The organism is Pseudomonas juntendi, assembly GCF_021560075.1.
In the GTDB taxonomy this organism is placed as follows: Bacteria; Pseudomonadota; Gammaproteobacteria; order Pseudomonadales; family Pseudomonadaceae; genus Aquipseudomonas; species Aquipseudomonas juntendi.
Genome location: NZ_CP091088.1, coordinates 4,206,163 through 4,231,193, shown reverse-complemented (window position 1 = coordinate 4,231,193; position 25,031 = coordinate 4,206,163). Strand labels below are relative to the sequence as shown.

The window sequence follows — 25,031 nt, the reverse complement described above, 5'->3', positions numbered from 1 at the left end:
GTGATGGCATGGCGGACGTAAAAAAGGTCGTACTGGCGTATTCCGGCGGCCTTGATACTTCGGTGATTCTCAAGTGGCTGCAGGATACCTACAACTGCGAAGTGGTGACTTTCACCGCTGACCTGGGTCAGGGCGAAGAGGTCGAACCGGCCCGCGCCAAGGCTCAGGCAATGGGTGTTAAAGAGATCTACATCGACGACCTGCGCGAAGAATTCGTGCGTGATTTCGTGTTCCCGATGTTCCGCGCCAACACCGTCTACGAAGGTGAGTACCTGCTGGGTACTTCCATCGCCCGCCCGCTGATCGCCAAGCGCCTCATCGAAATCGCCAACGAAACCGGCGCAGACGCCATTTCCCATGGCGCTACCGGCAAGGGCAACGACCAGGTGCGTTTCGAGCTGGGTGCCTACGCGCTCAAGCCTGGCGTCAAGGTCATCGCCCCATGGCGTGAGTGGGACCTGCTGTCCCGCGAAAAGCTGATGGACTACGCCGAAAAGCACGGTATCCCGATCGAGCGCCACGGCAAGAAGAAGTCGCCGTACTCGATGGACGCCAACCTGCTGCACATCTCCTACGAAGGCGGTGTCCTGGAAGACACCTGGACCGAGCACGAAGAGGACATGTGGCGCTGGAGTGTCTCGCCTGAGAACGCCCCGGACCAGGCCACCTACATCGAACTCACCTACCGCAACGGCGACATCGTTGCCATTGACGGTGTCGAGAAAACCCCGGCAACCGTTCTGGCCGACCTGAACCGCATCGGCGGTGCCAACGGCATCGGCCGCCTCGACATCGTCGAAAACCGTTATGTCGGTATGAAGTCGCGTGGCTGCTACGAGACGCCTGGTGGCACCATCATGCTCAAGGCCCACCGTGCCATCGAGTCGATCACCCTGGACCGTGAAGTTGCTCACCTCAAAGACGAGTTGATGCCCAAGTACGCCAGCCTGATCTACACCGGTTACTGGTGGAGCCCGGAGCGCGTGATGCTGCAGCAGATGATCGACGCTTCGCAGGTCAACGTGAACGGTGTGGTGCGGCTGAAGCTGTACAAAGGCAATGTCACCGTGGTTGGCCGTAAATCGGATGATTCGCTGTTCGATGCCAACATCGCCACCTTCGAAGAAGATGGCGGCGCCTACAACCAGGCCGACGCTGCTGGCTTCATCAAGCTCAACGCCTTGCGTATGCGCATTGCCGCCAACAAGGGCCGTTCGCTGCTCTGATTGCTGGCCTGTGCCATGAAAGAACCCGGCTGCGGCCTAATGCCTGTCGGTTAAGCGTTACTGGGGCTGCTTTGCAGCCCTTCGCGGGCACGCCCGCTCCCACACGTTTAGCGCTGAACGCAAGAGATGCGCTATCCCCTTTGGGAGCGGGCGTGCCCGCGAAGGGTCGCAAAGCGGCCCCAAATTACTTAACTGACTGGCATTAGGCTGCGGCCGGGTTTTTTGTGCCTGCTCGAAATGAAGAGTTTCAGTTGCATGGGTTCGCGGCCTCACTGCCCAGTGGGCTGATGGACAATTGTGCGCATTGGCCTTTATCCACATTGCAAAAGCGCCAGGTGCGGGGCGGCATTGGTGGTTGCGCAAGCGCTTGCAACAGCTGCTGTTCCATCAGGCGACAGGCATCCGGGCCAGAAAACATGAAGGTGACGGGCTCGCCTGGCAACCCCTTCCTGCGGCATGGCAGCGAGGGCTTCACTGCCGGGTGGGGGCGCGCTGTCCGGTGCTGTTTTGTTGGGTAACTGGGGCTGCTTTGCAGCCCTTCGCGGGCACGCCCGCTCCCACAGGCGCTGAACGCAAGAGATGCGCTATCCCCTGTAGGAGCGGGCGTGCCCGCGAAGGGTCGCGAAGCGGCCCCAAATTACTTAACTGACTGGCATTAGGCTGCGGCCGGGTTTTTTGTGCCTGCTCGAAATGAAGAGTTTCAGTTGCATGGGTTCGCGGCCTCACTGCCCAGTGGGCTGATGGACAATTGTGCGCATTGGCCTTTATCCACATTGCAAAAGCGCCAGGTGCGGGGCGGCGTTGGTGGTTGCGCAAGCGCTTGCAACAGTTGCTGTTCCATCAGGCGACAGGCATCCGGGCCAGAAAACATGAAGGTGACGGGCTCGCCTGGCAACCCCTCCTGCGGCATGGCAGCGAGGGCTTCACTGCTGGGTGGGGGCGCGCTGTCCGGTGCTGCCTTGTTGGGTAACGGGCTGTAGAACGACTTGTAGTTGAAGTTGAGTGTCAGGAAAAACAGCGCGGTCAGGAAGAACGGAAAGCCCACCAGGAACCAGGTATAGAGCTTCTGGCTGGACTCGCTGAGAAAGGGCAGTGTGGCCAGGGCGGAGGCTTCGATGATCCCGGCGAAGATGGCAATGATCGTCAGCGGGGCGACAGGTTGTGCTTGGCTCATGGTGGCTGCCTCCAGCGGTTTTGCCCATCTTTGCCCTACTGCGCCGGGCAACTAAAGACTGGACTGCTTCCCGGTGCGCGACAACGGGCTAAGTCCCTGATCCACGCTTCACCCCGAAGTCGGGCAGGGGTGTTTCAGCACCTGACAGTCTGTGCTCAAAGTGCAACTGGCCACCGGGTACACGCCTGTAATCGGTAATAAGGAATTTGTTTGTTACAACCATAGTCGCGATGTGTAGGAAGTTTCCGCAACTATTGTAGGTTTTGTCTGCACATGAGTTTCGTCGGCAAATCGCCGCGCCATCGGTCGTTCTGTCAGTTATCTTGGCGTGCCAAAGCCACAACAGTGAATGAATGGATGTCGCATGAATAAAGTGCTTATCGTTGATGATCATCCGGTCATACGCCTTGCCGTGCGCATGCTGATGGAGCGGCATGGGTATGACGTCGTGGGGGAGACCGACAATGGGGTGGCTGCATTGCAGCTGACGCGGCAACACCTGCCGGACATCGTGGTGCTGGATATCGGTATACCGAAGCTGGATGGCCTGGAGGTGATTGCCCGCATGGCCAGCTTCAGCCCAGGCAGCAAGGTGCTGGTACTGACGTCGCAGGCACCCGGCAATTTTTCGATGCGCTGTATGCAGGCGGGGGCGGCGGGTTATGTATGCAAGCAACAGGAACTTACCGAGCTGTTGAGCGCAATCAAGGCGGTGCTCTCGGGCTACAGCTACTTCCCCAACCAGGCCCTGCACGCGGCCCGGGGCAGGGGCACGGGCAGCGAGGTGGACATGGTCAACCGCCTCTCGGCCCGGGAAATGACCGTGTTGCAACAGTTGGCGCGCGGCCGTTCGAACAAGGAAATTGCCGACAGCATGTACCTGAGCAACAAGACGGTCAGTACCTACAAGTCACGCCTGCTACTCAAGCTCAATGCACGGTCGCTGGTAGACCTGATCGAGTTGGCGCAACGGCAAGGCCTGAGCTGAGCACAGGCCATGAAGCCTCCGGGCAGGAGGCTTTGCCAAGGTGGGGCTACAGGTCGTAATCGAAATCGGCCAGTTGTTTCTGCAGGCGCCGTTCTTCGAGCAAGTTGTCGATGGTGCGGCGTTTGCTGAGGTTGGTTTTTGCAGATTCCACCGGGGGCTCCGCGTCATCTTCTACGGCAACAAAATCATCTTCGATCGACAGGTCGTCTTTATCGGTACTCATGAGTCGCTCCAAGCCAAGGGGCCGTTGGCCGACCTTATAACCAGAAAGCAGGCGCTGGTAAAAAAGATTTTTTCAATCGCCTGCAGTGGTTTTCAGCTATCCGCTCAATCGTCAGAAGTTTTGTGCTTGTACTCGCACAGGTCTTCGATCCTGCAGCTGCCGCACCTTGGCTTGCGTGCCTGGCAAACATAGCGGCCATGGAGAATCAGCCAGTGGTGGGCGTCCAGCAGGTAGTCCTTGGGTACGAACTTGACCAGTTTCTTTTCCACTTCCAGCACAGTCTTGCCCGGCGCTATGCCCGTGCGATTGCTGACCCTGAAAATATGCGTATCGACGGCCATGGTCGGCTGGCGGAACGCCGTGTTCAGCACCACATTCGCCGTCTTGCGGCCGACACCTGGCAGTGCCTCCAGCGCTTCACGGGTTTGGGGTACCTGGCTACCGTGACGCTCGATCAGTAAGCGGCAGGCTTCGATGACGTTCTTGGCCTTGCTGTTGTACAGCCCAATGGTCTTTATGTATTCGCTGAGGCCTTCGACGCCCAGGGCATAGATGGCCTCGGGGGTGTTGGCGACGGGGAACAGGCGCGCCGTAGCCTTGTTGACGCCGACGTCGGTCGATTGCGCGGACAGTGTCACTGCCACCAGCAATTCAAATGGCGTGGTGTAGGCCAGTTCGGTTTTCGGGTCAGGGTTGTCTTCATGCAGCCTGCGAAAAATCTCCAGGCGTTTGGCGGCGTTCATGAAACAGAGCTTTCCTTGATGGCGCGCACAGGCCGGGATTGCCCTGGCCCGCCGCAGAAGCCAACGGGGCTGCCAGGCAGCCCCCACGGTCAATTACTTGATGCGCTGGCCTGGCTTGGCGCCGCTGTCCGGGCTCAGCAGGTAGATTTCTTCACCACCAGGGCCTGCCGCCATGACCATCCCCTCGGACACGCCAAAGCGCATTTTCCGCGGTTTCAGGTTGGCGACCATCATGGTCAGGCGGCCTTCGAGCTTGGACGGGTCCGGGTACGCCGACTTGATGCCGGAGAACACATTGCGGCGTTCGTCCCCGATGTCCAGGGTCAGCTGCAGCAGCTTGTCAGCACCCGCCACGGCTTCGGCCTTGACGATCAGTGCCACACGCAGGTCCACAGCGGCAAAGGTGTCGAACTCGATTTCTGCCGACAGCGGGTCCTTGGCCAGCTCGCCGTTGCCTGCCGGGGCCTTGGGTTCGGCGGCCAGCAGGTCTTCCTTGCTGGCGGCGACCATGGCTTCGACCTTGGCCAGCTCGATACGGCTCATCAGTGCCTTGAACGGGTTCAGCGTGTGGTTTTCCAGACGCGACAGGTGGTCGTTCCAGGTCAGCGGGGCCACGTTGAGGAAGGCCTCGGCGTCGGCAGCCAGCAGCGGCAGTACCGGCTTGAGGAAAATCACCAACTGGCGGAACAGGTTGATGCCCTGGGCGCAGATCGCCTGCACTTCGTCCTGCTTGCCCTCCTGCTTGGCCAGGGACCACGGCGCTTTGTCGGCAATCCAGGCATTGGCACGGTCGGCCAGCGCCATGATTTCGCGCATGGCGCGGCCGAAATCGCGGCCTTCGTAGGCCTCGGCAATGGACGGGGCGGCAGCCAGGAAGGCTTCGGTCAGTTCAGGCGCGGCATCACCGCTAACCATCACGCCCTGGTTACCCTTGTGGATGAAGCCGGCACAGCGGCTGGCGATGTTGACCACCTTGCCAACCAGGTCAGAGTTGACCTTCTGCACGAAGTCTTCCAGGTTCAGGTCGAGGTCGTCGACGCCGCGGCCCAGCTTGGCGGCGTAGTAATAGCGCAGGTACTCTGGCTGCAGGTGGTCGAGGTAGGTACGGGCCTTGATGAACGTACCCCGCGACTTTGACATCTTGGCGCCGTTGACGGTCAGGTAACCGTGCACGTTGACGGCGGTCGGCTTGCGGAAGCCCGCGCCTTCGAGCATGGCTGGCCAGAACAGGGCGTGGAAGTTGACGATGTCCTTGCCGATGAAATGGTACAGCTCGGCTTTGGAGCCCTCGCGCCAGAACGCATCGAAGTCCAGTTCCGGGCGGCGCGCGCAAAGGTTCTTGAAGCTGGCCATGTAGCCGATAGGCGCATCGAGCCAGACATAGAAGTATTTGCCCGGCTCACCCGGAATTTCGAAACCGAAGTACGGCGCGTCACGGGAGATGTCCCATTCCTGCAGGCCGGAGTCCAGCCATTCGGCCAGCTTGTTGGCGACTGCGTCCTGCAGCGTGCCGCTGCGGGTCCACTGTTGCAGCATGGCCTGGAAGTCGGGCAGCTTGAAGAAAAAGTGCTGCGAATCGCGCAATACCGGGGTGGCCCCGGAAATGGCCGACTTGGGGTTCTTCAGTTCGGTCGGTGCGTAGGTGGCGCCGCATTTCTCGCAGTTGTCGCCGTACTGGTCTTCGGCCGCGCACTTCGGGCAGGTGCCCTTGATGAAGCGGTCGGCCAGGAACATGCCCTTTTCCGGGTCGAAGTACTGGGTCACCGAACGGGTGGCAATGTGCCCGGCCTCACGCAGGCGTGTGTAGATGAGGCTCGACAGCTCACGGTTTTCTTCGCTGTGGGTGGAGTGGAAGTTGTCGAAGTCCACCAGGAAGTCGGCGAAGTCGCTGCTGTGTTCGGCCTGGACGTTGGCAATCAGTTGTTCCGGGGTGATGCCTTCCTTTTCCGCGCGCAGCATGATGGCCGAGCCGTGAGCGTCGTCGGCGCAGACGTAAATGCACTGGTTCCCGCGCAGCTTCTGGAAGCGTACCCACATATCCGTCTGGATGTACTCCAGCATATGGCCAAGGTGGATCGATCCATTGGCATAGGGCAGGGCGCTGGTGACGAGAATCTGGCGTGGCTCGGACATGGTGGCTCGGCTACTTATCTGGCTCGGGGTAAAAATGAGGATGATCGGCCACTATAAAGGGCTGGCGAAGATATTTCACCCCGCAAGCGCATCTGCTGATGATTGACGGGTTAGGATAGGCGCCTGTTTTACATTCAGTTTGCCAATGGGAGTCTCCATGAGTGCCGTCACCCGTGCCGCCATCGAAGGCGTGCTTCGCCAGTACACCGACCCCTACCTGAACCAGGACCCGGTCAGCGCCGGCTGCGTGCGCGCCATCGATATCCAGGGCGGGCAGGTCAGCGTGCAGTTGCAGTTGGGCTATGCCGCCGGGCTGTTCAAGAACGGCTGGGCCCAGGTGCTGCAGACCGCCATCGGCAACCTCGAGGGCGTCAGCGGCGCCCAGGTGTCGATCGACTGCGTGGTTGCCGCGCACAAGGCCCAGGCCCAGGTGCCGGCCATGGCCAACGTCAAGAACATCATCGCCGTGGCCTCGGGCAAGGGCGGCGTGGGCAAGTCGACCACCGCCGCCAACCTGGCCCTGGCGCTGGCCCGCGAGGGTGCCCGGGTGGGTATTCTGGATGCCGACATCTATGGCCCCAGCCAGGGCGTTATGTTCGGTATCGCCGAAGGCACCCGCCCGCAGATTCGCGAACAGAAGTGGTTTGTGCCGATCAAGGCGCATGGCGTGGAAGTGATGTCCATGGCGTTCCTGACCGACGACAACACGCCGATGGTCTGGCGTGGCCCGATGGTCTCGGGTGCGCTGCTGCAGTTGGTGACCCAGACCGCGTGGGACGACCTGGACTACCTGGTGATCGACATGCCCCCGGGCACCGGTGACATCCAGCTGACCCTGGCCCAGAAGGTGCCGGTGGCCGGGTCGGTGATCGTTACCACACCACAGGACCTGGCCTTGCTCGATGCCCGCAAGGGTGTGGAAATGTTCCGTAAGGTCAACATCCCGGTACTGGGCGTGGTCGAGAACATGGCCGTGCACATCTGTTCCAACTGCGGCCATGCCGAGCACCTGTTCGGCGAAGGCGGTGGCGAGAAACTGGCCAGCCAGTATGGCGTCGATCTGCTGGCCTCGCTGCCACTGTCGATGGTCATCCGCGAGCAGGCCGACAACGGCAAGCCGACCGCCATTGCCGAGCCGGAAAGCCAGATTGCCATGGTCTATCAGGAGCTGGCGCGCCAGGTAGGGGCGCGGATCGTGCTGCAGGAAGCTGCGGCGCCGGCGATGCCGAGCATCACCATCAGCGAAGATTGACCTGAGAGCGAGCCCGAGCGTTCGCAGGGGCCATCGGCATCAAAGCCAAAACCGATGCTATCGATGCCCAAGCGTTGGCCCATTACGCTGAAGTCAGTCCAGATCAGCCCACCCTGCGGATCAGTCCGGAGCGTGCGCTTCTTAGGGAGTTGCTGCAGCAACGTGATCGACTGGTTCAACAGCGCGATGATGACCTGAGGCGCTTGAGCTAGGTGCAGTCCACCGTTGGACTCGAAGATCACACGGTTCCTGTGGGAGCGGGCGTGCCCGCGAACACCGGCGCAGCCGGTGCCAGACACCGCGTCGCCTGCTTCGCGGGCAAGCCCGCTCCCACAATGAATCGCGCAGGCTTTTCAAATTTTGGAAAGACAGTTGCCCCTACAAGCACTGCACAGCACTTGAAGCCTGCGCGATTCCTGTGGGAGCGGGCGTGCCCGCGAACACCGGCGCAGCTGGTGCCAGACACCGCGTCGCCTGCTTTGCGGGCAAGCCCGCTCCCACAATGAATCGCGCAGGCTTTTCAAATTTTGGAAAGACAGTTGCCCCTACAAGCACTGCACAGCACTTGAAGCCTGCGCGATCCCTATGGGAGCGGGCGTGCCCGCGAAGAAGCCAGCGGCGAATTTCGACCAAGCATAAAAAAACCCGCCAGAAGGCGGGTTTTTTGAAAGCTAGGAAGCTAGATCGGCTTAGGCGATCTGAACTTCTTCAGCCTGCATGCCTTTCTGGCCGCGGGTAGCGACGAAAGTAACAGCCTGGCCTTCTTTCAGGGTTTTGAAGCCGTCAGCTTGGATGGCTTTGAAGTGCACGAACAGGTCGTCGCCCGACTGAGGGGTGATGAAGCCGTAGCCTTTCTCATCGTTGAACCACTTAACAACACCGGATTGACGGTTGGACATTTTTCTGTCTCCTTGGACAATTTGATAACGGTCAGGAAACACCCTGACCGGGACTGAGCGCAAAGAGAGCAGAAAATTCAGCGATGGGCCGATCAGGATCGTGCATCAAACTAGAGATTCTCGGTGTCACGTGCAGCACAGTGGCGCCACCTTACCCCACTTTCCGCAACCTGCCAATGGTCTGAATGCGGTTTAGGCAAATTCGGATCGACGGCGGCTGCAAGCCGCGCCCGACGCGGGGTGAGGGATGGAACTTTAACCTGGGCGCCGGGACCGGTAAGATGCGCACCACGTTTTCCACCACGCAACTCTTCAGGACACCCCGCCATGAGCATCAAATCGGACAAGTGGATTCGCCGCATGGCGCAGGAACACGGCATGATCGAGCCGTTCGTCGAGCGCCAGGTGCGCGGCGAGCAGGACAGCCGGGTCATCTCTTTCGGTGTTTCCAGCTACGGCTACGACGTGCGCTGCGCCGACGAATTCAAGGTGTTCACCAACATCAACTCGGCGACCGTCGATCCGAAAAACTTCGACGCTGGCAGCTTCGTCGACATCAAGAGCGACGTGTGCATCATTCCGCCGAACTCGTTCGCCCTGGCGCGCACGGTCGAGTACTTCCGCATTCCGCGCGACGTGCTGACCATCTGCCTGGGCAAGAGCACCTACGCCCGTTGCGGCATCATCGTCAATGTCACCCCGCTGGAACCTGAGTGGGAAGGCCACGTGACCCTGGAATTCTCCAACACCACCACGCTGCCGGCAAAGATCTATGCCAACGAAGGCGTGGCGCAGATGCTGTTCCTGCAGTCTGACGAAGCGTGCGATGTGTCGTACAAGGACCGCGGCGGCAAGTACCAGGGCCAGCGCGGTGTGACCCTGCCGCGGACCTGAGCCGACGAGCGCGGGGAATTACCTGCGCTTTTGCCACTCCAACGAAGTACGCCGGTGCTCATGATGTGCATCGGTTTCGTCAGGAGCAGCCAATGAAACTCCATCCCGCAATCAGTGCCAAGCTGGCAGGTCTGCAGCCCAACCACATCGGGTTGTTGCCCTGGGCTTTGCTGGCGCATCCGTTGCCCATGCAGGCCGGGGGCGTGCCCCATCAGCCTGACCCCGATACGCCGCAGCCTGCGCAGCCAGGTGAATCCCCACCCATGGAACCGGGCGAGCCGACCTTGCCTGACGAGCCTCCCCCAGCGCCTGTAGCGTGATGCGCTGCTAAAGCGGCCAGACTCGGCCGGCGCCAGCCAGGTAGACCTGGCTGGTGGGCAGCGGCGCTATTTCCCAGCCGCCGGTGAACTCACCGAATGCGGGCAGCAGGCTCACTTGTTCGTCGATCAGAAAGCACGGCAGGCGCAGGCGTTGCCTGGCCCTGCCACGCAGGATGAAGACCGGGTGCACGTGGCCGGCCAGCACTGGCCGTTCCGGGTGAGCATGCGGTTCGTGCTGCAGGGCGAAGGGACCCAGCAGCCAGGGTTCATCCAGCACTGTGATGCCCAGCGTTTCGGGGGGATCGCCGGCGTTGTGATCGTGGTTGCCGCGTATCAGCACGATGTGCAGGCCAGGATGGCGGTCGCGCCATGCCTGCAGACGAGCCAGCGTGGCAGGTGCCCGTGCGCTGCGCGCGTGCAGGAAGTCGCCGAGTACGATCAGCTGTTCGCAAGCGTAGTGGGCCAGCAGGTCATCCAGCCGCGCCAGGGTCGCCTCGGTGGTGCCGCGCGGCACCGGTTGGTGCAATGCGCGATAACTGGCGGCTTTGCCGATATGCACGTCGGCAACCAGCAATGCACGCTGCGCCGGCCAGTAGATGGCCTTGTCCGGGAGCAGCCATAACTCCTGGCCGCAATGTTCGATGGCCTGATGCTGTTGAGTCATTCCTTGTTCGCCGCCTGTTCCAGTTCTGCCACCATTCGCGCAATACGGTCCGCCAGCTTCTCGGTGCTCAACGTCTCGCGCATGCCCTCCACCAGCAAGGCGAACGCCAGCGGCCCCGGCCGCTTCAATGCCCGCAGGTCCAGTTGCAGGCCGGCCATTTTCAACAGTTGGCGATGCAGGCGGTCAATTTCCAGTTCCTCGCTCAGCACCTCGTCACGGGCCTGGCCGAGCAGCAGGTTGCCTGCATCATGTTTGCGAAACACCTCGTAGAACAGGCCACTGGAAGCTTGAATCTGCCGCATGCTTTTCTGCGCCGCCGGATAGCCGCCAAACACCAGCCCGGCAATCTGGGCAATTTCCCTGAAACGGCGTAGCGCCATTTCACCCGCGTTGAGGCTGGCCAGCACATCCTCCAGCAGCTGCTCGGTGCCCAGCGCCTGCGGTAAGTGCGTCGCCCAGTCCACATGGCCAGGGCTGAGCAGCTCGAAGCCATAGTCATTTACGGCAATCGATACCGACAGGGGTTGCTGGCGGCTCACCCGCCAGGCAATCAGGTTGGCCAGGCCCAGGTTGGCCATGCGCCCGGCGAAGGGGTACAGGAACAGATGCCAGCCCTGGCGCGACTTGAAGGTCTCCGCCAGCAGCGTAGCCGTGGTGGGTAGAGCCGACCATTGGGCTTGCAGTGCCAGCAGCGGGCGCACGGCGCGCATTTCCGGGCCGGTAAAACGTTCGTGGGCGGCAGCGTCGAGCTGTTCGACCAGCGCATCGGCCAGCTCGCTCGACAAGGGCATGCGCCCGCCGTTCCAGCGTGCTATGGCAGCCTTGCGTGCGGTGCTGCGGCGTACGTAGGCGGTCATGTTTTCCACCCGCACCAGTTCCAGCACCCGCCCGGCGAACACCAGCGTATCGCCGGGCCGCAGGCGGGCGATGAAGGCCTCCTCGACACTGCCCAGCGTCTTGCCGCCGCCGCCCTTGCTCCAGTACTTGAGCTGCAGGCTGGCATCGCTGACGATGGTGCCGATGCCCATGCGATGGCGCCGCGCCAGGCGCTCGCTGGCCACTCGATAAACGCCGTCGGCATGGCGCTCGACGCGCTGGTAGTCGGGGTAGGCCGTCAGTGAACTGCCGCCGTGGCAGACAAAGTCCAGGGCCCACTGCCACTGGCTGTCGCGCAAGCCGGCGAACGCCCAGGTGCTGCGCACTTCGGCCAGCAACTGGTCGGCGCGAAAGCCACTGCCCAAGGCCATGCTGACCAGGTGCTGCACCAGTACGTCCATGCACAGCCGGGGGGAGAAACGCGCCTCGATGTGCCCAGCTTCCAGTGCCTGGCGAGCGGCTGCTGCCTCGACCAGCTCCAGGCTGTGGGTAGGTACGAGGGTTATCCGGGAGCGCCGCCCGGGGGCATGGCCCGAGCGGCCGGCCCGTTGCATCAGGCGTGCGATGCCCTTGGCCGAGCCGATTTGCAGCACCCGCTCCACGGGCAGAAAGTCTACCCCCAGGTCCAGGCTGGAGGTGCAGATCACCGCCTTCAGGCTGCCCTGCTTGAGGCTGCGTTCGACCCAGTCGCGGGTTTCCCGGGCCAGTGAGGCATGGTGCAAGGCGATCAGGCCGGCCCAGTCGGGGCGGCTTTCCAGCAGGGCCTGGTACCAGAGCTCGGCTTGGGCCCGGGTATTGGTGAACACCAGGCAACTGGCGCTGGCGTCGACCTCGCGGCTGACCTGGTCGAGCATTTTCAGGCCCATGTGCCCGGCCCAGGGAAACCGTTCTATGGCCCCGGGCAGCAGGGTATCGACCTGCAGTGCTTTGTCTTGCCGGCCTTGCACTAACAGGCCGCCCTCGGGCAGCAGCACGTCCCGTGCATGCTGCAGGTTGCCCAAGGTGGCAGACAAACCCCAGGTCGGCAGGCCAGGGTGCCAGCGGCGCAGGCGGGCCAAGGCCAACTGCAGTTGTACGCCGCGTTTGTTACCCAGTAACTCGTGCCATTCGTCGACCACGATCAAGCGCAGCGTGGCGAAATCGGCTTCGGCCTGGGCACGCGTCAGTAGCAGGGTCAGGCTTTCCGGGGTGGTGACCAGCACGCTGGGCAGGCGCCGCGCTTGCCGGGCCCGCTCGGCACTGCTGGTGTCGCCGCTGCGTACGCCGACATTCCACGGCAAACCCAGCTCATCGAGGGGCGCTTGCAGGGCGCGCGCAGTGTCGGCGGCCAGGGCACGCATGGGCGTGATCCATATCACCTGCATGGGGGCTGCCTGGCGCCCCTGTGCCTGGGCCTTGAATGCGCGCAGTGCCGCCAGCCACACCGCGTAGGTTTTGCCGGCACCGGTGCTGGCGTGCAGCAGGCCAGACTCGCCGCGCTCTACCGCCGCCCAGACCCGGCGCTGGAACGCGAACGGTTTCCAGCCACGTTTGCTGAACCAGGCGTTGGCGAGGTCGGTGGTGGGCATGGGGCGCAGGGTCCTTCGAAGGTTGTGCTTCTACAGACCACCCGCCGGCGGCAATGGTTTTACCGGATCAATTGCCCAACAGGTAACCGCTCCGGCACACCTGCTCGCCGGCCACATGGGCGATGACCATGCCCGCGGTAGCCATGCGCCGTACGCTGCGGGCGTACAACAGACCGGCCTGGCTATTGCGCACGGCAGTGACCCGGTCGCTGAGGGGGTCGATGACTTCGGCGATCAGTTGGCCTGCCGCCAGTTGCTGGCCTGGTTTGGCGTGGTACACCAGCAACCCACCCAGGGGTGTCGCCACCGGTTCTACGGCGGCCAGCGGTGTAGCCGGGCGCAGCAGGGCGGGGAGTGCCGGCTTGGCACCCTCGATAATGCCGGCATGGGTGAGGAAGTCGAGAATCGCCCCGCAATCCTTGCTGGCCAGTGCGTGGCTGACGTCGGCCTGCCCGCGCAACTCGACCGTGACCGAGCAACAGCCCAACGGGATAGGGAAGCGTTTGCCGAAGCGCTGCTGCAACTGCCACCAGACCAGGCTGAAGCACTCGTCGAACGACTGCCCGCCCGAATCGGTGGCCAGCAGGCTGGCCTGTGCACCCAGGTAGCGGGCCAGCGGTTCGATCTGAGGCCAGGCGTCGGGTGTGGTGTACAGGTGCTCCACCGCTTCGAAGTCGCAGTGCAGGTCCAGTATCAGGTCGGCATCGCAGGCCAGCCGTTGCAGGATCAGGCGCTGGGCCTGCAGCGGCGTGCGCGCCGGGTGCGCGTCCAGCCCGCGGCGCAGGTACTCGCGGATCAGCGCAACGTTGTGGGCAGGGTCCTGGCTGAGGTGCTCTTCGATCTGGTCGCCGATGGTGTCCGACAGATCGACGAAATTACGGTTGAAATTCTCGCCACTCTGTAGCTCGAAGCGCCCCAGTGGCGCGTCCAGCAGCACCTGCTCCAGGCCAACCGGGTTGGCCACCGGCACCAGGATGATCTCGCGCTGCAGACGGCCCTGTTGTTCCAGTTCTGCCAGGCGGCGCTTGAGGTGCCAGGCGACCAGCATGCCGGGTAGCTCGTCGGCGTGCAGCGATGCCTGGATATAGACTTTGCCACCACCGCGGGGGCCGAAGTGGAAGCTGTGCAGTTGGCGGGTGATGCCCGGAACGGGTGAAAGCAGGTCGTGTGTTGAATGGTGCATGGTGGTCCTGGCTGCGTGGCGAAAACGGTCTGCGACACGGGTCGGCACACAGATAGAAGCACAGTTTTCGGCGTTGCGCCTGCACAGGGTTTGCCGAAACTCGGTGAGGGTGGGCTGCGCGAGCGAGCCCGCCCACACCGCGGCCACCCAGCCAGCAACCTACGCCAGCAAGGCCTGCAGCGTCGCCAGGTCGTCGGCCTCTTCCACCGGTTTGTCCAGGCGCCAGCGCAGCATGCGCGGGAAGCGCACGGCGATACCGCTTTTGTGCCGGCGGGACAGGGCGATGCCCTCGAAGCCTAGTTCGAACACCAGGGTGGGGGTCACGCTGCGCACCGGGCCGAAGGTTTCCACGGTGGTTTTGCGGATGATGCTGTCGACCTTGCGCATCTCCGCGTCGCTGAGCCCTGAGTACGCCTTGGCAAACGGCACCAGTGCCCGCCCAGGCGTGCCGGCCGGGGCGTCCCACACGGCGAAGGTGTAGTCGCTGTACAGGCTGGCCCGGCGGCCATGGCCACGTTGGGCATAAATGAGCACGGCATCGACGCTGAAGGGGTCGATCTTCCACTTCCACCAGGTGCCCATGTCCTTGGTACGGCCCACGCCGTACAAGGCCTCACGCTGCTTGAGCATCAGGCCCTCGACGCCAAGGCTGCGGGATTGCTCACGCTGGCGGGCAAGGTCGGCCCAGTCCGGGCCTTCGAGCAGTGGCGACAGCAGGACCGGGGCAAGCGGGTGTTCTTCCACCAGGCGTTGCAGCTGGGTGCGGCGTTCGTGCTGCGGTCGGCTACGCCAGTCTTCGCCTTGCCACTCCAGCAGGTCGTAGGCTTGCAGCACGACAGGCGCGTCGGCCAGCAGCTTCTTGCCCAAGGTTTTGCGGCCAAGGCGCTGCTGCAGCAGCGCGAATGGCTGCACGGCCAGTTCCGTCGATGACTCGCCCGGCTTCCACACCAGGATCTCGCCATCCAGCACCACCCCATCAGGCAGTGTCTGCGCCAGGCCATGCAGTTCGGGGAAGCGCTCGGTGACCAGCTCTTCGCCCCGCGACCACACCCAAAGCTGGCCCTCGCGCTTGACCACCTGGGCACGGATGCCGTCCCACTTCCATTCGATCTGCCAGTCACTCGGCGGGCCGAGCAAGGCGTCGAACTGCTCGCTGGGCACCTGCAGTGGGTGGGCCAGGAAGAAGGGGTAGGGCTGGCCGCCGCGCTGACTGTGTTCATCGGCGGACTCCTCGGCGACCAGCTTGTGGTAGCTGGCGGCGTTGGGGCGGTGACTGATGTCGGTATACCCAACCAGCCGCTGGGCCACGCGTTTGGCGTCCAGCCCGGCCAGTTGCGCCAGCGCACGGGTGACCAGCAGCTTGGACACGCCCACGCGGAAGCTGCCGGTGATCAGCTTCAGGCACAGCATGAGGCTGGGGCGTTCCAGTTGCGCCCACAGCGCTGGCAAGCGTTCGCGGACCTGCTCGGGCGGCAGGCCTCGCAAAGGCAGCAGATGGTTTTCAACCCAGGCTGCCAAGCCTTCGTCGTTGCCTTCTGCATGCTGCGGCAGCAGCAATGAAATGGTTTCGGCCAGGTCACCGACTGCCTGGTAGCTTTCCTCGAACAGCCAGTCCGGCAGGCCGGCCATGGCCGTTGCCAGTTCGCGCAGCAGGCGCGTCGGCACCAACTGCCGAGGGCGCCCACCGGCCAGGAAATACACCGCCCAGGCAGCGTCTTCGGCGGGCGCGGTGGCGAAGTAGTCACGCAGCGCTTCGAGCTTGGCATTGCTGGAAGTGGTCGCGTCCAGGCGCAGGTACAACGCAGCGAACGCTTTCATGGCGCAGGCTCGGGTGTGGCTGCATCGTCTTCGTCGCCGTACTCGGTCACGAAGGCACGGGCATCCAGGCCTTGTTCGTTGAGGTAACGCACCAACACATTGACCGAACCGTGGGTCACCATCACCCGTTCGGCGCCGGTCTGGCTGATGGCCCAGAGCAGGCCTGGCCAGTCGGCATGGTCGGAAAGCACAAAGCCCCGATCCACACCGCGGCGCCTGCGCGTGCCGCGCAGCAGCATCCAGCCGCTGGCGAACGCGTCGCTGTAGTCACCGAAGCGGCGCATCCAGCTGCTGCCGCCGGCTGACGGAGGCGCCAGGACCAACGCCCGGCGCAGCATGGGGTCGTTGCGCGCGATATCGCCGGCATAGCGGGTATCGGGCAGATGCACACCGGCTTCACGGTACACCCGGTTGAGCGGTTCGACGGCGCCATGCACCAGGATCGGGCCGATGCTCGCGTCCAGGCCGTGCAGAATGCGCTGGGCCTTGCCGAAGGCGTAGCAGAACAGCACGCTGGCCTTGCCCAGCTCGCAATTGGCCCGCCACCAGGCATTGATGCCGGCGAAGATCTCGCTTTGGCTTGGCCAGCGATAGATCGGCAAGCCGAAGGTCGACTCGGTGATGAAGGTGTGGCAGGGCACCGGCTCGAAGGGCGTACAGGTGCCATCAGGCTCGACCTTGTAGTCGCCGGAGGCCACCCAGACTTCGCCCTGGTACTCCAGGCGCACCTGCGCCGAGCCCAGCACATGCCCGGCCGGGTGCAGGCTCAGGGTCACGCCGTGGTGCTGCAGGCGCTCACCGTAGGGCAGGGTCTGCAAATCGATGTGCTGGCCCAGGCGGCTGCGCAGGATGCCGGCGCCCGGGCTGGCGGTCAGGTAGTGGCCGTTACCGGTGCGGGCGTGGTCGCCGTGGCCATGGGTGATCACGGCGCGGTCCACGGGCCGCCACGGGTCGATGTAGAAATCACCGGGTGGGCAGTACAGGCCTTCGGGGCGGGCGATGACGAGGTCCATGGCGTAGGCGCTGGTTACCGAGAGTACTTGTTAGGAGCTCGGAACCAGCTTGGGAGTTCGAACCATTTCTTCAAGGGAAAGGGTCACAGGCTTCCATGCCCGGGTACGCTACTTGCCCGGCACCAGCGTCAAGCGCTGGTTGCCATACGCTCGCGCGAAGTTCTGCTGTTGCAGCGGCAAGCTCATGAAGCGCCCGGTGAACCAGGCATCCAGCCCATCGCTGTAATGGGCGCTGGCCGGGTTGCCGGACTGGCCACTGCTGGTCAGCACCTGCAGCGGTTCGGCCTGGCCGAAGTCGACGATCATGCGCGCGGAGGCGGGCAGGCGCGTGGTGAAGTCACTGCCCCAGGCGTAAGGGGTGAGCGCGAGGGTAGTGAAGTCGCCACCTGCGGCTTGCGGCGCACGGCTGAGGGCATCGCCCAAGCCATGGTAGGCCGGCGCCGGCCAGTGGTACTGGTGCAGCTTGCCCCATTGCCAGGCGCGGCGGTCGGCGCCCAGCTGCGCAGTGCCGGCATCCACGGCTGCCGCCAGGCTGCGGGCCAGAATGGCTGGCTTGTCTTCTTTCTGCGGGGTGTTGCGGTCGTCCCAGAACGGGCTGTCGTCGCGCCCCAGCAGGTGATCGGCCTGTGCCGAGAACGACAACCGCGCGTTGCTTACGAAGGCCTGCCAGGCAGGGCTGGACGCAGGGCCGAGGTCATCGAGGAAAGTCTGCCTGGCGACTTCCTGCAGGAACAGTTCATAGAGCGCGGCGTCTGCCGATACCGGGCTCAGGCGACCGTCGAATGCCTTGAGCCGCGCCATTGCCTCGCGGGCCTTGTCGCGTTGTGCGCCTGGCAGGGCGTCGATTGCCTGCTTCAGCGGCTGGGCCATGCCGGGGGCGTCGAACATCTGCTTGAGCTGATTGGCCATTAGCGTGACCTGGTCGTTCTGCAGGGCCATCAGGCTGCGGCTGTCATGGCGGCCATTGCCAGCCAGCTGGGCCAGACGCTCGGCACGCTCAGGGTAGTACCAGGTGCTGGACAGCTGCATGCCATAGCCGCGTGGCTGGCTGCGCTGGTTGGCATGGCCGATCCAGCCAGCAGTGGGGTCCTGGTCGTACGGGTGCAGCATCGGGTCGGCGTAGCCGTCCCAGTCATAGCGCCCGTCCCAACCAGGGGAGGGCAGCAGGCCCTGGCCTTCGCGGCGGTTGGGGTAGCGCCCGCTGACCTGCCAACCGATGTGCTCGGGCTCGGCGAACACGAAGTTGAGGGCGGCCGCAGTGACCTCGCGGGTGCTGTCGAAGGCGCGCTCGAGGTTGCCGGCGCGGGTCAGGTCGAAGAGCGCATCCAGGCTCCGGTCGCCCTTGAACTGCGGCAAGTTCAGGGCCAGGCCCAGGCTGGCGTTGTCGGGCTGGGCCAGCAGGGTGCCGTGGCGGGTGTCATACATCACTTCGCGCTGTGGCCGCTGGCCGCGCACGAAGAAGGTTTCGCTGCGCGCGCGGGCCGGCACCCACTTGCCATCTGCCAGGTAGCTCAGCTGGCTGCCCTGGCGGCGCAGTCGTTCGAGGAACAGGTCCTGGTTGTCGGCCATGACTGCGCTGCTGCTCCAGGCCAGTTTGCCGTTGTAGCCGGCCAACACGATCGGCAGGCCCGGCAGCGACAGGCCGGCAACCTGGTACTTGCTGGTGTGGATCTGCACCGGGCTGAGGGCCCAGGCGGCGCGGCTGTCACTGGCCAGCAGGCTTTTGCCGCTGCGGCTGCGTTGCGGGCCCAGGGCCAGGTTGGCCGAGCCTGGGCTACCGAGCAGGTCGAGGTCGGCCAGCTTCTGGCTGGCGGCCGCCAGCGCCGGCAGCCCTGGCAACTGGCTGGCCAGGTTGAGGCCCTTGAGCTTGTCGACTTCGCTTGTGGCCAAGGGCTCGTCCGGTGCACCGGGCAGCAGCCAGGCCAGTTTGTCGCTGCCGACTTTCTGCGCCAGGGTCAGGGCGCTGAGTTCTTCCTGCAGGTTCACCGACTGGCTGAACGCATACAGGCAGAAAAGCAGCGCCGAATCTTCAGGCTTCCAGTATTCGGGGCGATAGCCACTGTTGGCCAAATCCGCTGGCAGCTTGTCGCGGTAGCGGAACAGGTAGGCATTGACCCCGCGTGCGTACACCTCGAAAAAGCGCTTGAGCCGTGGCGATGCGTCGGCGTATTGCTGGGCGGCGCTTTGCTTGAGGTTGGCGGCGCGCATCAGGCGGTCGATGTCGAGCGCGTCGCTGCCGGCCAGTTCCGCCAGGCGGCCTTGGGCCAGCAGGCGCATGGCGACCATCTGCTCGATGCGGTCGCCGGCATGCACATAGCCCAGGCTGAAAAGGGCGTCATGGAAACTGCTGCTTTCGATCAGCGGTGCGCCCATGGCATTGCGCCGCACCGAGACGTTCTGTGCCAGGCCCTTGAGCGGCTGCACGCCGCTGGCGGGTGGCACGCTGCCCTGGTAGCCGCCGGTCTGGCAGCCGGCCAGCCCAAGCAGGCCGAGCAGCGTGGCAGCGGTGGTGAACCGCGGGCGGAAGTGAGGAAAGGCGGCGGCGGCCATGGCAAGGGCTCCTGCAGGGCGAGGCGAGTTTGCAAAGGCGCTAAGGTAGTGAGCGCGCAGGCGCCATGCAAGGTCCCAGGTCGGTTTATTTGCCGGTGGCGGGTCAAACCTCGAAGTGCCCTGCCAAGGCGTCGGAAAAATGCGTGCAATTGATGCGGGCGTAACGCCGGTAATCACGGCTGACAGCGAACGCCGAGCCGGGCATCAGCAGGATCTTGTGCTGCTCCAGCTTGCGCATCAACGGCTGCAGGTCAGGCAGTTGCGGGTGGTAGACCCAGAGGAACATGCCACCCTGCGGCGCGATCTCGAACTGCCAGCCGCGCTCGAGCAGCAAACGCTGTGTCTGCACTTGCTGGCGGATCAGCCGCTGCTGCACATCTTTCATGTGCCGGGCGTAGGTGCCGTCCGACAGGATGGTGTTGACGAAACGCTCGCAAAACGCCGGCACCGCCACGCAGGTCAGCAGCTTGAGGCGGGTCAGCGGCTCGATCAGGTCTTGCGAGCAGGCGATAAAACCTACCCGTAACGACGCCGACAGGCATTTGGAAAAGCTGCCGATGTAGATGACCCGGTCCAGGTTGTCCAGTTCGGCAAACGTCTGGCGCACGGCCGGGCTGAAGTCGCCATACACGTCATCCTCCACCACGTAGAACTCGTGTTCCACGGCCAGGCGCAGCACGCTGAAGGCATTGTGCGGGCTGATGTTGCTGCCAGTGGGGTTGTGGAAAGTGCTGTTGCAGAAAAACGCCTTGACCTTGTGCCTGGCCAGGTAGCTGCGCATTTCTTCTACGTCTGGCCCGTCCTGGGTTCGGCGGATGCCGACCACCTGGCCGCCGGCCAGTTGTATCAGCTTGATCAGGTTGCCGTTGCCCGGCTCGTCGACGAACACATGGTCACCCGGCTTGATCAGCAACCGGGCGACCAGGTCCAGGCCCTGGGTGGCGCCAAGCGTGGTCAGCAACTGGTTGGGGCGAACCTCAACCCGGGTCAGGCGTTTCATGTGCACGCACAGCTGTTTGCGCATGGGCAGGTAGCCCTGGATATCGCCGTACTCGGCCAGGGAGCTTTGCTCCAGCCGCGCCGTGCGCCGAATCGCCTTGGCCAGCAGCTCGGTGTCGCGCCACGCCGGGGGCAGCCAGCCGCTGCCAAGTTTGGTGTAGTGCTGGCCGCCCTGCAGCAGCCGGAACAGCGGGTCGCCGGCCATGCACTCGGGTTCGTGGATCACGTTCGCCTGCCGGCTGCGGTTGGCGACGAAGTAGCCGCGCCCTGGCGAGGCGGTCAGTACCCCTTCGCTGACCAGCTGGGCATAGGTCGAGACCACATCGTGGTAACTGAAATCGACCGCCGCCGTGAGCTTGCGAATGGAGGGCATGCGCTGCCCAGGCAACCATTCCCCTGCATCCAGGCGTTGCTTGAGCAATTGATGAAGGCTGCAGGTGCTCATGGCAGGTTCCCAACCGTTAGAAAAAAAAGCCTAACAGTTAACGGAAATGCTTGTCGACTGTTCGTTTGCACATGGCCATTACCTGCCACTATTCCCTCGTCGGAACTTTCGGCTGCCAGCCCTGGCAGCCCGTTTAACGTCTGTAAACACCAGACAACTGGATATCGAGCCGTGCACCCTATGGACATGCAATCAGCCGTCATTGCCAGGCTTCCTGTGCCTGAAGAACTGGAGTCATTCAACGTTGTAAAAAACCTTGTGACCTCGGCGTTACTGGAGTGCTGTTCAATTGAAGAATTCGAAGCGCTGAAACAAACCGATGTTATTGAACGGGTGGCGGAACAGGCCCATGACGACTTGTTGGCATTCGCCAGCAAAGACCCTGCCGCCGGCCGCGACCTGGTATTCATTGCCAGAACTTATACGTCCTATGCGGCGGTTTTGCATTATCGGCTTGCACACTGGGTGTACCGCCATGGCGCTTCGGTATATGGCGCCGGTGGGCAGTGCCTGGCCGCCATGATCTCGCGCCGCGGCAAGATGCTGTCGGGCGCAGAGATCCACTTCCGCAGCCGTATTGGCGCGCGCTTCATCATCGACCACGGCATGGGCACCGTCATTGGTGAAACCGCGACCATCGGTGACGACTGCTACGTGCTCGGCGGCGTCACCCTGGGGGCCCGCGGCATCAGCGGCAACCCTTCCAGCCCCCGCCACCCGACACTGGGCGACCGGGTTCAGGTCGGCGCGTTCGCCAGCGTGCTAGGGGCTATCCACATTGGTGACGGCGCCTTCATCGGGCCGGGCTGCATCGTTACCAAAGACATCCCTGCCGCCGCCCGGGTGCAGGTTAAAACATCATTGCAGGTGGTACTCGAGTCATGAATGCTCTGAATTACGAAGTTCTGCGCAATACCGAAAAACTGTATTACAAGGATCAATACCTGGCCGCTGCCAATACGCAAGTAACGCGCGTGCACAGCGACGGTATCGAGTTGCAAAGTACCGTGGCTTATCCGGAAGGCGGTGGCCAGGAAGCTGATTATGGAATCATTGAACTTCCGATCGGCAAGGTGCGTTTTGTCTGGGTCAAGAAACTCTATGGCAGCCCTATTCGCCTGGAAGGTTTCAAAGGCGGGAAACTGGGCGGCATCATCATTCACACCGTGCACCCGGACGACTTGCACTTACTCGATGAAGTGACTGTCGATATGCCCGCCCGTGTGAGCATCGATATTCAACGGCGCGAGCGGCTAACACTCTCTCACAGTGCCAGCCACTTCCTGTATGCCGCTGCCATCGGCGTGCGTGAGGAACTGAAGCAGTGGACCATCGGCTGCCACATCAAAGAGGACACGGCTCGGTTCGACTTTCTGGTCGAGGACGCCTTCACCGCTGAGGAGGTGATCGAGATAGAACGGCGCGCCAACGAACTGATCGGTGGCGACGCGCCCATCGAGCATTACGCCGTCGAGGGGCTGGAAGACGCACGCTTGTGGACCTACAACGGCATCGAGATTCCGTGTGGTGGCACCCACCTCGATTCGCCAAGGCGCATAGGGCGCCTGAGCGTGAAGCGCAAACGGCTGGGCAGAGGCAAGGAACGCCTGATCTGCGTGTTCCCGGATGCCGAAATCGACCTTGGCGCCTACCACGAGCATGCCTTATGAACACTACCCTGCCGCGGCGCACCTACCTGTACTTCACCGCCCAGTCGATCAACCTGACCACCGCCGTGATGTCGGTGACCATGGCGGCCATCGTTGGCGCCGCACTGGCCCCCGACGCCGCATGGTCGACGGTACCGTATGGGTTCCAGTTCCTGTGCCTGATGCTGGCAACCTACCCGGTTTCCAGGTTGATGAGCCGTATCGGCCGCAAGAAGGCCTTCATGCTGGGGGCCATTCCGCTGGCGGTGTCTGGTGTCAGCGGCTTTCTGGCGGTGGAGCACCAGCATTTTGCCACGCTGGTACTCAGCCACTCGGCGCTGGGTGTTTACATCGCCTTCGCCAACTTCAACCGTTTTGCCGCCACCGACAACCTTTCCCAGGCCCTCAAGCCAAAAGCCCTGTCGCTGGTCGTGGCCGGGGGCGTGATTGCCGCCGTGGTGGGCCCGACGCTCACCGAGTGGCTGCGTGACGTGGGTGGCTACCCACTGTTCTCGCTGTGTTATGCCGCGTTCATCGGGCTGGCGCTATTGTCGTTGCTGATTGCAGTGTGCCTGCCCAACGACACCGGCCTGGCCGCTGCAACCGGCAGCGCTGCCACGTCGGCCAGCAGCCGCAGCGAGCCTTTGAGCCCCAGCGTGTTGGTGGCAATGGCGGTCGCGGCGCTGGGCTACGGCATCATGAACCTGCTGATGATCCAGGCCTCGATGCACATGAAGCATATGCACGAAGACTTTACCGACGTGCGCCTGGCCATCCAGTGGCACGTGATCGCCATGTTCGCCCCGTCATTCTTCACCGGGGCGATCATCCAGCGCCTGGGCATCCGGACTACCATCTGCGCGGGCCTGGCGCTGTTGATCGGCTGCTCGGCGCTGAATATCTGGTCGCACAGCTACAGCATGATGACCGCGGCGCTGATCGCCCTGGGGCTGGGCTGGAACCTGACTTACGTCGGCGGCGGAGCCTTGTTGGCGCAGTCGCTGCAAAACAGCCCGGCAGCGATGCAGATGCAGGGCAAGAACGATCTGGGCATTGCCATCTGCGCCACCATCGGTGCGTTCAGCCCCGCGCTGCTGTTGAGCACAGTGGGCTGGGACGGCACCAACGCCATCTGCATGGCCCTGTGCATCGGCCTGCTGATCGCCACCGTTGGCCTGTTGCAGAGCAAGGCCTGCCTGCAGACTTCCATGGAAGGGAGCCGAAAATGAGCGAACTCATCAACGTCAGCGAGCGCATCTACACCAAGCTGGAAATGAACAACCCCGGTGGCAGCCACAAGTACCGCGCCGCCCGGCGCATCGTTGAGCACGCCGTGCGCAATGGCGACATCATCCCTGGGGTGACCACGGTCATCGAAAAAACCGGCGGCAGTTTTGGCTTCGGCTTGCTGGCGGCATGCCACGCGTATCAGGTGGCCGTCGAGCTGGCGGTTGGGCTGAGTTTCAGCCAGACCAAGCGGGACTTGCTGGAATGCTTCGGCGCCCGGCTGATTGGCAAGGAAATGCTGATGGCCGGTGCCACGCCCAAGGACGTGGTGATGCACCACCTGGAAAACCAGGCCGCGCTGGGCAAGTCATACTTCTATACCGACCAGTTCAACAACCCGGTGGGTATCGAAGCGCACCGCTACCAGACAGCCAGTGAACTGGCGCTGCAACTGACCAACGCGGGCGCCGGCAAGGACATCCTGTTCGTTGGCTGCGCGGGCACGGGCGCCAGTTTCACGGGCATTACCCTGGGGCTGAAGGATCACGGTTTCGAGGTGTCGACAGTGCTGGTCGACCCCAACGGCTGTGACTCCAAGGCTGGCGTATTCACCGATCACCGCTTCGAAGGCATGGCGGTAGGCGTCAGCCCGCCATTCCTGGACTGGTCGCTGGTGGACGAACGGGCCCAGGTGCAGCATGCCGAAATGTTGGCAGCGCAACGTTGGTTCTACATGCAAAGCGGGGTCTTCGTCGGTAACACGGCCGCCGCCTGCCTGGCGGTTGTCCAGCGCATGGCCCAGCAGCCGCGCTATGCGGGGACCACCTTGGTGACCATCGCCTATGACGCCGGCCTGTGGTACCAGGACTTGCTGGGGGCGAACCGGCGCAAGGCCGCGTAGCGCCAGGCACGGCGGGCAGTGCTGGACCGGGGGCATGGTGCGCGAAGCAGGCGCGGCGGGCCATACCCCCACAGACGCGCTAGATCAGGCGCCGTGGCACTTCTTGAATTTTTTCTCGCTGCCGCACGGGCACGGGTCGTTACGGCCAACGTCCTTCAGGGCGTTGCGTACCGGCTCCTGATGGCCGTGGTTGCAGTGTGGGCCGTGGACATGGCCGTGGTCGTGGTGATGGTCATGGTCGTGGTTGCAGTCAGGGCCATGAACGTGGGGTTGCTGGGACATTGCA

22 protein-coding genes and 1 pseudogene are annotated in these 25,031 nt (G+C 63.3%); 10 read left to right on the top strand and 13 right to left on the bottom strand.

The genetic code is table 11. From position 1 onward, the window contains the following. The first annotated feature begins 8 nt into the window (after positions 1 to 8). Positions 9 to 1,226, top strand: coding sequence for an argininosuccinate synthase (locus tag L1P09_RS19685; RefSeq protein WP_029886602.1), 1,218 nt, complete (start codon positions 9 to 11; stop codon positions 1,224 to 1,226). 700 nt (positions 1,227 to 1,926) lie between these two features. Here the strand turns inward: L1P09_RS19685 and L1P09_RS19680 are convergent. Beyond that, positions 1,927 to 2,400 carry a hypothetical protein gene (locus tag L1P09_RS19680; protein ID WP_054904057.1) on the bottom strand — a complete coding sequence of 158 codons (474 nt, stop codon included), beginning with the start codon at positions 2,398 to 2,400 and terminating at the stop codon, positions 1,927 to 1,929. 364 nt (positions 2,401 to 2,764) lie between these two features. Here L1P09_RS19680 and L1P09_RS19675 point away from each other — a divergent pair, with 364 nt between their 5' ends. After that, positions 2,765 to 3,388, top strand: coding sequence for a response regulator transcription factor (locus L1P09_RS19675; RefSeq protein WP_009684566.1), 624 nt, complete (start codon positions 2,765 to 2,767; stop codon positions 3,386 to 3,388). 46 nt (positions 3,389 to 3,434) lie between these two features. On the opposite strand, the gene L1P09_RS19670 is transcribed toward L1P09_RS19675, so the two are convergent. The 3 genes from L1P09_RS19670 to metG form a co-directional block, all read right to left on the bottom strand. Next, entirely contained in the window at positions 3,435 to 3,611 is a 177-nt protein-coding gene (locus tag L1P09_RS19670; RefSeq protein ID WP_009684567.1) for a PA3496 family putative envelope integrity protein, read from the bottom strand. 104 nt (positions 3,612 to 3,715) lie between these two features. Further along, the gene (nth, locus tag L1P09_RS19665) at positions 3,716 to 4,354 is read right to left on the bottom strand and encodes an endonuclease III (RefSeq protein ID WP_009684568.1); all 639 of its coding nucleotides are present in this window, start codon (positions 4,352 to 4,354) and stop codon (positions 3,716 to 3,718) included. A 93-nt stretch (positions 4,355 to 4,447) separates the two neighbouring features. Further along, on the bottom strand, positions 4,448 to 6,487 hold the full coding sequence (metG, locus tag L1P09_RS19660) for a methionine--tRNA ligase (protein ID WP_054904058.1): 2,040 nt from the start codon (positions 6,485 to 6,487) through the stop codon (positions 4,448 to 4,450). A gap of 157 nt (positions 6,488 to 6,644) precedes the next feature. Between metG and apbC the strand changes: the two genes are divergently transcribed. Next, positions 6,645 to 7,739: an iron-sulfur cluster carrier protein ApbC gene (apbC, locus tag L1P09_RS19655; protein WP_054904059.1), complete on the top strand. Its 1,095-nt coding sequence runs from the start codon at positions 6,645 to 6,647 to the stop codon at positions 7,737 to 7,739. Positions 7,740 to 7,747: 8 nt separating this feature from the next. Continuing rightward, positions 7,748 to 7,945 (top strand): annotated as a pseudogene (locus L1P09_RS26505) (IS110 family transposase); the annotation flags it as partial. Between the two features lie 483 nt (positions 7,946 to 8,428). Here the strand turns inward: L1P09_RS26505 and L1P09_RS19650 are convergent. Then, on the bottom strand, positions 8,429 to 8,638 hold the full coding sequence (locus L1P09_RS19650; protein WP_003254922.1) for a cold-shock protein: 210 nt from the start codon (positions 8,636 to 8,638) through the stop codon (positions 8,429 to 8,431). Between the two features lie 327 nt (positions 8,639 to 8,965). Between L1P09_RS19650 and dcd the strand changes: the two genes are divergently transcribed. Both dcd and L1P09_RS19640 read left to right on the top strand, forming a co-directional pair. Then, positions 8,966 to 9,532: a dCTP deaminase gene (gene dcd / locus L1P09_RS19645; protein WP_009684571.1), complete on the top strand. Its 567-nt coding sequence runs from the start codon at positions 8,966 to 8,968 to the stop codon at positions 9,530 to 9,532. A gap of 92 nt (positions 9,533 to 9,624) precedes the next feature. Next, on the top strand, positions 9,625 to 9,852 hold the full coding sequence (locus tag L1P09_RS19640; RefSeq protein WP_009684572.1) for a hypothetical protein: 228 nt from the start codon (positions 9,625 to 9,627) through the stop codon (positions 9,850 to 9,852). A 7-nt stretch (positions 9,853 to 9,859) separates the two neighbouring features. Here L1P09_RS19640 and pdeM read toward each other — a convergent pair whose 3' ends face one another. The 7 genes from pdeM to L1P09_RS19605 form a co-directional block, all read right to left on the bottom strand. Further along, entirely contained in the window at positions 9,860 to 10,516 is a 657-nt protein-coding gene (gene pdeM, locus L1P09_RS19635; RefSeq protein ID WP_047149549.1) for a ligase-associated DNA damage response endonuclease PdeM, read from the bottom strand. Continuing rightward, entirely contained in the window at positions 10,513 to 12,960 is a 2,448-nt protein-coding gene (locus L1P09_RS19630) for a ligase-associated DNA damage response DEXH box helicase (RefSeq protein WP_235768024.1), read from the bottom strand. The genes pdeM and L1P09_RS19630 overlap by 4 nt, the downstream gene beginning before the upstream one ends. A gap of 67 nt (positions 12,961 to 13,027) precedes the next feature. After that, positions 13,028 to 14,143, bottom strand: coding sequence for a succinylglutamate desuccinylase/aspartoacylase family protein (locus tag L1P09_RS19625; protein ID WP_029886597.1), 1,116 nt, complete (start codon positions 14,141 to 14,143; stop codon positions 13,028 to 13,030). A 159-nt stretch (positions 14,144 to 14,302) separates the two neighbouring features. Next, positions 14,303 to 15,961, bottom strand: coding sequence for an ATP-dependent DNA ligase (locus L1P09_RS19620; RefSeq protein WP_235768023.1), 1,659 nt, complete (start codon positions 15,959 to 15,961; stop codon positions 14,303 to 14,305). Next, positions 15,958 to 16,974, bottom strand: a complete 1,017-nt coding sequence (locus L1P09_RS19615) for a ligase-associated DNA damage response exonuclease (RefSeq protein WP_009684579.1) — start codon at positions 16,972 to 16,974, stop codon at positions 15,958 to 15,960. The genes L1P09_RS19620 and L1P09_RS19615 overlap by 4 nt, the downstream gene beginning before the upstream one ends. Before the next feature lie 108 nt (positions 16,975 to 17,082). Then, positions 17,083 to 19,524 (bottom strand): penicillin acylase family protein, encoded by a 2,442-nt coding sequence (locus L1P09_RS19610; protein WP_235768022.1) that lies wholly within the window; start codon positions 19,522 to 19,524, stop codon positions 17,083 to 17,085. A gap of 103 nt (positions 19,525 to 19,627) precedes the next feature. Further along, positions 19,628 to 20,968: an aminotransferase-like domain-containing protein gene (locus L1P09_RS19605; protein WP_054912580.1), complete on the bottom strand. Its 1,341-nt coding sequence runs from the start codon at positions 20,966 to 20,968 to the stop codon at positions 19,628 to 19,630. Between the two features lie 180 nt (positions 20,969 to 21,148). Here L1P09_RS19605 and L1P09_RS19600 point away from each other — a divergent pair, with 180 nt between their 5' ends. Genes L1P09_RS19600 through L1P09_RS19585 form a run of 4 tightly spaced genes read left to right on the top strand, consistent with a single transcriptional unit; the run spans position 21,149 to position 24,745 of the window. Continuing rightward, positions 21,149 to 21,853, top strand: coding sequence for a serine O-acetyltransferase (locus tag L1P09_RS19600; RefSeq protein WP_054904065.1), 705 nt, complete (start codon positions 21,149 to 21,151; stop codon positions 21,851 to 21,853). Continuing rightward, positions 21,850 to 22,638 carry an alanyl-tRNA editing protein gene (locus L1P09_RS19595; RefSeq protein ID WP_192440818.1) on the top strand — a complete coding sequence of 263 codons (789 nt, stop codon included), beginning with the start codon at positions 21,850 to 21,852 and terminating at the stop codon, positions 22,636 to 22,638. The genes L1P09_RS19600 and L1P09_RS19595 overlap by 4 nt, the downstream gene beginning before the upstream one ends. Next, positions 22,635 to 23,846, top strand: coding sequence for an MFS transporter (locus L1P09_RS19590; RefSeq protein ID WP_054904067.1), 1,212 nt, complete (start codon positions 22,635 to 22,637; stop codon positions 23,844 to 23,846). The genes L1P09_RS19595 and L1P09_RS19590 overlap by 4 nt, the downstream gene beginning before the upstream one ends. Continuing rightward, positions 23,843 to 24,745 carry a pyridoxal-phosphate dependent enzyme gene (locus L1P09_RS19585; protein ID WP_235768021.1) on the top strand — a complete coding sequence of 301 codons (903 nt, stop codon included), beginning with the start codon at positions 23,843 to 23,845 and terminating at the stop codon, positions 24,743 to 24,745. The genes L1P09_RS19590 and L1P09_RS19585 overlap by 4 nt, the downstream gene beginning before the upstream one ends. Before the next feature lie 84 nt (positions 24,746 to 24,829). On the opposite strand, the gene L1P09_RS19580 is transcribed toward L1P09_RS19585, so the two are convergent. Then, the gene (locus tag L1P09_RS19580) at positions 24,830 to 25,027 is read right to left on the bottom strand and encodes an SEC-C metal-binding domain-containing protein (protein ID WP_009684590.1); all 198 of its coding nucleotides are present in this window, start codon (positions 25,025 to 25,027) and stop codon (positions 24,830 to 24,832) included. Positions 25,028 to 25,031: the final 4 nt, after the last annotated feature.

Excerpts from the sequence above, each read along its gene's own strand:
- L1P09_RS19685 (WP_029886602.1), top strand. The coding sequence starts at position 9 with ATGGCGGACGTAAAAAAGGTCGTACTGGCGTATTCCGGCGGCCTTGAT.
- L1P09_RS19680 (WP_054904057.1), bottom strand. The coding sequence starts at position 2,400 with ATGAGCCAAGCACAACCTGTCGCCCCGCTGACGATCATTGCCATCTTC.
- L1P09_RS19675 (WP_009684566.1), top strand. The coding sequence starts at position 2,765 with ATGAATAAAGTGCTTATCGTTGATGATCATCCGGTCATACGCCTTGCC.
- L1P09_RS19670 (WP_009684567.1), bottom strand. The coding sequence starts at position 3,611 with ATGAGTACCGATAAAGACGACCTGTCGATCGAAGATGATTTTGTTGCC.
- nth (WP_009684568.1), bottom strand. The coding sequence starts at position 4,354 with ATGAACGCCGCCAAACGCCTGGAGATTTTTCGCAGGCTGCATGAAGAC.
- metG (WP_054904058.1), bottom strand. The coding sequence starts at position 6,487 with ATGTCCGAGCCACGCCAGATTCTCGTCACCAGCGCCCTGCCCTATGCC.
- apbC (WP_054904059.1), top strand. The coding sequence starts at position 6,645 with ATGAGTGCCGTCACCCGTGCCGCCATCGAAGGCGTGCTTCGCCAGTAC.
- L1P09_RS19650 (WP_003254922.1), bottom strand. The coding sequence starts at position 8,638 with ATGTCCAACCGTCAATCCGGTGTTGTTAAGTGGTTCAACGATGAGAAA.
- dcd (WP_009684571.1), top strand. The coding sequence starts at position 8,966 with ATGAGCATCAAATCGGACAAGTGGATTCGCCGCATGGCGCAGGAACAC.
- L1P09_RS19640 (WP_009684572.1), top strand. The coding sequence starts at position 9,625 with ATGAAACTCCATCCCGCAATCAGTGCCAAGCTGGCAGGTCTGCAGCCC.
- pdeM (WP_047149549.1), bottom strand. The coding sequence starts at position 10,516 with ATGACTCAACAGCATCAGGCCATCGAACATTGCGGCCAGGAGTTATGG.
- L1P09_RS19630 (WP_235768024.1), bottom strand. The coding sequence starts at position 12,960 with ATGCCCACCACCGACCTCGCCAACGCCTGGTTCAGCAAACGTGGCTGG.
- L1P09_RS19625 (WP_029886597.1), bottom strand. The coding sequence starts at position 14,143 with ATGCACCATTCAACACACGACCTGCTTTCACCCGTTCCGGGCATCACC.
- L1P09_RS19620 (WP_235768023.1), bottom strand. The coding sequence starts at position 15,961 with ATGAAAGCGTTCGCTGCGTTGTACCTGCGCCTGGACGCGACCACTTCC.
- L1P09_RS19615 (WP_009684579.1), bottom strand. The coding sequence starts at position 16,974 with ATGGACCTCGTCATCGCCCGCCCCGAAGGCCTGTACTGCCCACCCGGT.
- L1P09_RS19610 (WP_235768022.1), bottom strand. The coding sequence starts at position 19,524 with ATGGCCGCCGCCGCCTTTCCTCACTTCCGCCCGCGGTTCACCACCGCT.
- L1P09_RS19605 (WP_054912580.1), bottom strand. The coding sequence starts at position 20,968 with ATGAGCACCTGCAGCCTTCATCAATTGCTCAAGCAACGCCTGGATGCA.
- L1P09_RS19600 (WP_054904065.1), top strand. The coding sequence starts at position 21,149 with ATGGACATGCAATCAGCCGTCATTGCCAGGCTTCCTGTGCCTGAAGAA.
- L1P09_RS19595 (WP_192440818.1), top strand. The coding sequence starts at position 21,850 with ATGAATGCTCTGAATTACGAAGTTCTGCGCAATACCGAAAAACTGTAT.
- L1P09_RS19590 (WP_054904067.1), top strand. The coding sequence starts at position 22,635 with ATGAACACTACCCTGCCGCGGCGCACCTACCTGTACTTCACCGCCCAG.
- L1P09_RS19585 (WP_235768021.1), top strand. The coding sequence starts at position 23,843 with ATGAGCGAACTCATCAACGTCAGCGAGCGCATCTACACCAAGCTGGAA.
- L1P09_RS19580 (WP_009684590.1), bottom strand. The coding sequence starts at position 25,027 with ATGTCCCAGCAACCCCACGTTCATGGCCCTGACTGCAACCACGACCAT.